Raw genomic sequence first — 4,497 nt, 5'->3', positions numbered from 1 at the left:
GTGCAGCCGGGCGACATCCTGGTCGGCAAGATCACGCCGAAGGGCGAAAGCCCGATGACGCCGGAAGAGAAGCTCTTGCGCGCCATCTTCGGTGAAAAGGCTTCCGACGTGCGCGACACTTCGATGCGCATGCCTCCGGGGACCTTCGGCACGGTTGTCGAAGTGCGCGTCTTCAACCGCCACGGCGTGGAGAAGGACGAGCGCGCCATGGCGATCGAGCGCGAGGAGATCGAGCGCCTGGCCAAGGACCGCGACGACGAGCAGGCGATCCTCGATCGCAACGTCTATTCGCGCCTATCCGACATGCTTGTCGGCAAGGATGCGATCGCCGGGCCGAAGGGCTTCAAGAAGGGCTCGAAACTGTCGAAGGACACGCTTGACGAGTATCCGCGCTCGCAGTGGTGGCAGTTCGCGGTGGAGAACGAAAAGCTCCAGAGCGAACTGGAAGCCCTGCGCGGCCAGTACGACGACTCCAAGAAGGCGCTCGAGCAGCGCTTCATGGACAAGGTCGAGAAGGTGCAGCGCGGCGACGAGATGCCTCCGGGCGTCATGAAGATGGTCAAGGTCTTCGTGGCGGTGAAGCGCAAGATGCAGCCGGGCGACAAGATGGCCGGCCGTCACGGCAACAAGGGTGTCGTGTCGCGTATTGTTCCGGTCGAGGACATGCCGTTCCTCGAGGACGGCACGCATGCCGATATCGTGCTCAACCCGCTGGGTGTGCCCAGCCGCATGAACGTCGGCCAGATCCTGGAGACGCATCTGGGCTGGGCTTGCGCCGGCATGGGCAGGAAGATCGGCGAGCTGATCGACGCGTACAAGGCGGGTGGCGACATCAAGCCGCTGCGCAAGACGCTGGAAAGCTTCATGCCTTCCAACGACCGCAACGAGCCGATCCGCGAGTATGACGACGAGAGCATCATTCGCCTGAGCGAGCAGATGCGCCGTGGCGTCTCCATCGCGACCCCGGTGTTCGACGGCGCGCATGAGGCCGACATCAACACCATGCTGGAGCAGGCTGGCCTGCACACCAGCGGTCAGTCGCAGCTCTATGACGGCCGCACCGGCGAGCCGTTCGATCGCAAGGTGACGATGGGCTACATCTACATGCTCAAGCTTCACCACCTGGTGGACGACAAGATCCACGCGCGTTCGATCGGTCCATACTCGCTGGTCACCCAGCAGCCGCTGGGCGGCAAGGCGCAGTTCGGCGGCCAGCGCTTCGGCGAAATGGAGGTCTGGGCGCTGGAAGCCTATGGCGCCGCCTACACGCTGCAAGAGATGCTGACGGTGAAGTCGGACGACGTCGCCGGACGCACCAAGGTCTATGAAGCGATCGTCAGAGGCGACGACACGTTCGAGGCCGGTATCCCCGAGAGCTTCAACGTTCTCGTCAAGGAGATGCGGTCGCTCGGCCTCAATGTCGAACTGGAGAACACCAAGTTCGACGACGCGCCGGTGCAGCTGCCCGACGCTGCCGAGTAAGGCTATGGCGCGCCGCGCAAGGTCGCGGCGCGCCGATCAAATTCCTCGGCCGGTGGGCCGACCAGTCTGCGGGCATTCGGCCCGCGTTAGATGCAAGGGGTTTTCGAGGACCCCGAAAAGGAGAACGGCATGAACCAAGAGGTCATGAATCTCTTCAACCCCCAGGCGCCGGCGCAGGTGTTCGATTCCATCCGGATATCGCTCGCCAGCCCTGAGAAGATTCTGTCCTGGTCGTTCGGCGAGATCAAGAAGCCGGAGACCATCAACTACCGCACCTTCAAGCCGGAGCGTGACGGCCTGTTCTGCGCGCGCATTTTCGGTCCGATCAAGGACTATGAATGCCTGTGCGGCAAGTACAAGCGCATGAAGTACAAGGGCGTCATCTGCGAGAAGTGCGGCGTCGAAGTCACGCTGTCGCGCGTGCGCCGCGAGCGCATGGGCCATATCGAGCTCGCCGCGCCCGTCGCCCATATCTGGTTCCTGAAGTCGCTGCCCTCGCGCATTGGCACGCTGCTCGACATGACGCTGAAGGACATCGAGCGCGTCCTCTACTTCGAGAACTACATCGTCACCGAGCCTGGCCTGACCGCGCTGAAGGAGCACCAGCTGCTCAGCGAGGAAGAGTACATGATCGCCGTCGACGAATATGGCGAGGATTCGTTCACCGCCATGATCGGCGCAGAGGCCATTCACGACCTGCTGGCAGGCATGGATCTGGAGAAGATCGCCGGCGACCTGCGTTCGGAACTAGCTTCGACCACCTCCGAACTCAAGCAGAAGAAGTTCCTGAAGCGGCTCAAGGTCGTCGAGAACTTCATGGAGTCGGGCAACCGTCCGGAATGGATGATCATGAAAGTGGTTCCGGTGATCCCGCCGGACCTGCGCCCGCTCGTCCCGCTGGACGGCGGCCGTTTCGCGACGTCCGACCTCAACGATCTCTATCGCCGCGTCATCAACCGCAACAACCGCCTCAAGCGGCTGATCGAGCTGCGTGCGCCCGGCATCATCGTGCGCAATGAAAAGCGCATGCTGCAGGAAGCGGTCGATGCCCTGTTCGACAACGGCCGCCGCGGCCGCGTCATCACCGGCGCCAACAAGCGTCCGCTGAAGTCGCTGTCCGACATGCTGAAGGGCAAGCAGGGCCGGTTCCGCCAGAACCTGCTCGGCAAGCGCGTCGACTATTCCGGCCGCTCGGTCATCGTGACCGGCCCGGAGCTCAAGCTGCATCAGTGCGGCCTGCCGAAGAAGATGGCGCTCGAACTGTTCAAGCCCTTCATCTACGCCCGCCTCGACGCCAAGGGTTTCTCCTCGACCGTCAAGCAGGCCAAGAAGCTGGTGGAGAAGGAGCGTCCGGAAGTCTGGGATATCCTGGACGAGGTCATCCGCGAGCATCCGGTGCTGTTGAACCGCGCTCCGACGCTGCACCGCCTCGGCATCCAGGCGTTCGAGCCGACCCTGATCGAAGGCAAGGCGATCCAGCTGCATCCGCTGGTCTGCACGGCCTTCAACGCCGACTTCGACGGCGACCAGATGGCCGTTCACGTTCCGCTGTCGCTGGAAGCGCAGCTCGAAGCCCGCGTGCTGATGATGTCGACCAACAACATCCTGCACCCGGCTTCCGGCGCGCCGATCATCGTGCCGTCGCAGGACATGGTTCTCGGTCTCTACTATCTCTCGATCGTCAACCAGAACGAGCCGGGCGAGGGCATGGTGTTCGCCGACATGGGCGAGCTCCAGCACGCGCTGGAGACCAAGGCGGTGACGCTGCACGCCAAGATCAAAGGCCGCTTCCGCTCGGTCGATGCCGAAGGCAATGTCGTGTCGAAGATCTATGACACCACGCCCGGCCGCATGATCATCGGCGAGCTGCTGCCGAAGAACGTCAACGTGCCCTACGAGACCGCCAACCAGGAGATGACCAAGAAGAACATCTCCAAGATGATCGACACCGTCTACCGCCATTGCGGTCAGAAGGAGACGGTCATTTTCTGCGATCGCATCATGGCGCTCGGCTTCGCGCATGCCTGCCGCGCCGGCATCTCGTTCGGCAAGGACGACATGCTGATCCCGGACACCAAGATCAAGCTGGTGTCCGAGACCGAGGCTTTGGCCAAGGAATACGAGCAGCAGTACAATGACGGCCTGATCACCCAGGGCGAGAAGTACAACAAGGTCGTCGATGCCTGGGCCAAGTGCTCGGAAAAGGTCGCCGACGAGATGATGGCCCGCATCAAGGCCGTCGAGTTCGAGGACAACGGCCGTCAGAAGCCGATGAACTCGATTTACATGATGTCGCATTCGGGTGCGCGCGGTTCGCCCACCCAGATGCGCCAGCTCGCCGGCATGCGCGGCCTGATGGCAAAGCCGTCGGGCGAAATCATCGAGACGCCGATCATCTCGAACTTCAAGGAAGGCCTCACCGTGCTCGAGTACTTCAACTCGACCCACGGCGCCCGCAAGGGTCTAGCCGACACCGCTCTGAAGACGGCGAACTCGGGTTACCTCACCCGTCGTCTCGTCGACGTGGCGCAGGACTGCATCGTCAACTCGCTCGACTGCGGCACCGACAAGGGCCTCACCATGCAGCCGATCGTCGATGCCGGCCAGATCGTCGCTTCGATCGGCCAGCGCGTGCTCGGCCGCACGGCGCTCGACGACATCAACCATCCGGTCTCCGGCGAAGTGCTGGTCAAGGCCGGCAAGCTGATGGACGAACGCGACGTTGAGCAGATCGAGAAGGCCGGCGTGCAGTCGGTGCGCATCCGCTCGGCGCTGACCTGCGAGGTCAGGACCGGCGTCTGCGCGGTCTGCTACGGACGCGACCTCGCCCGCGGCACCCCTGTCAACCAGGGCGAGGCCGTCGGTGTCATCGCGGCGCAGTCGATCGGCGAGCCGGGCACGCAGCTCACCATGCGTACCTTCCACATGGGCGGCACGGCACAGGTGGTGGACTCTTCGTTCCTCGAAGCCTCCTATGAAGGCAAGGTCGAGATCCGCAACCGCAACGTGGTGCGC

The 4,497-nt window shown here is 63.1% G+C and carries 1 protein-coding gene and 1 pseudogene; both read left to right on the top strand.

The annotated features are described in order from the left end of the window. Positions 1 to 1,482: pseudogene (locus tag EN742_RS25555) on the top strand (DNA-directed RNA polymerase subunit beta); the annotation flags it as partial. 129 nt (positions 1,483 to 1,611) lie between these two features. Then, the coding region (rpoC, locus tag EN742_RS25550) for a DNA-directed RNA polymerase subunit beta' (RefSeq protein WP_128333419.1) at positions 1,612 to 4,497 on the top strand (2,886 nt) is incomplete at its 3' end.

Origin of the sequence: Mesorhizobium sp. M4A.F.Ca.ET.020.02.1.1 (assembly GCF_004022645.1) — a bacterium.
Taxonomy (GTDB): domain Bacteria; phylum Pseudomonadota; class Alphaproteobacteria; order Rhizobiales; family Rhizobiaceae; genus Mesorhizobium.
Note: the sequence above shows the minus strand (reverse complement) of the source record. Positions and strands in the feature narration are given on the sequence as shown.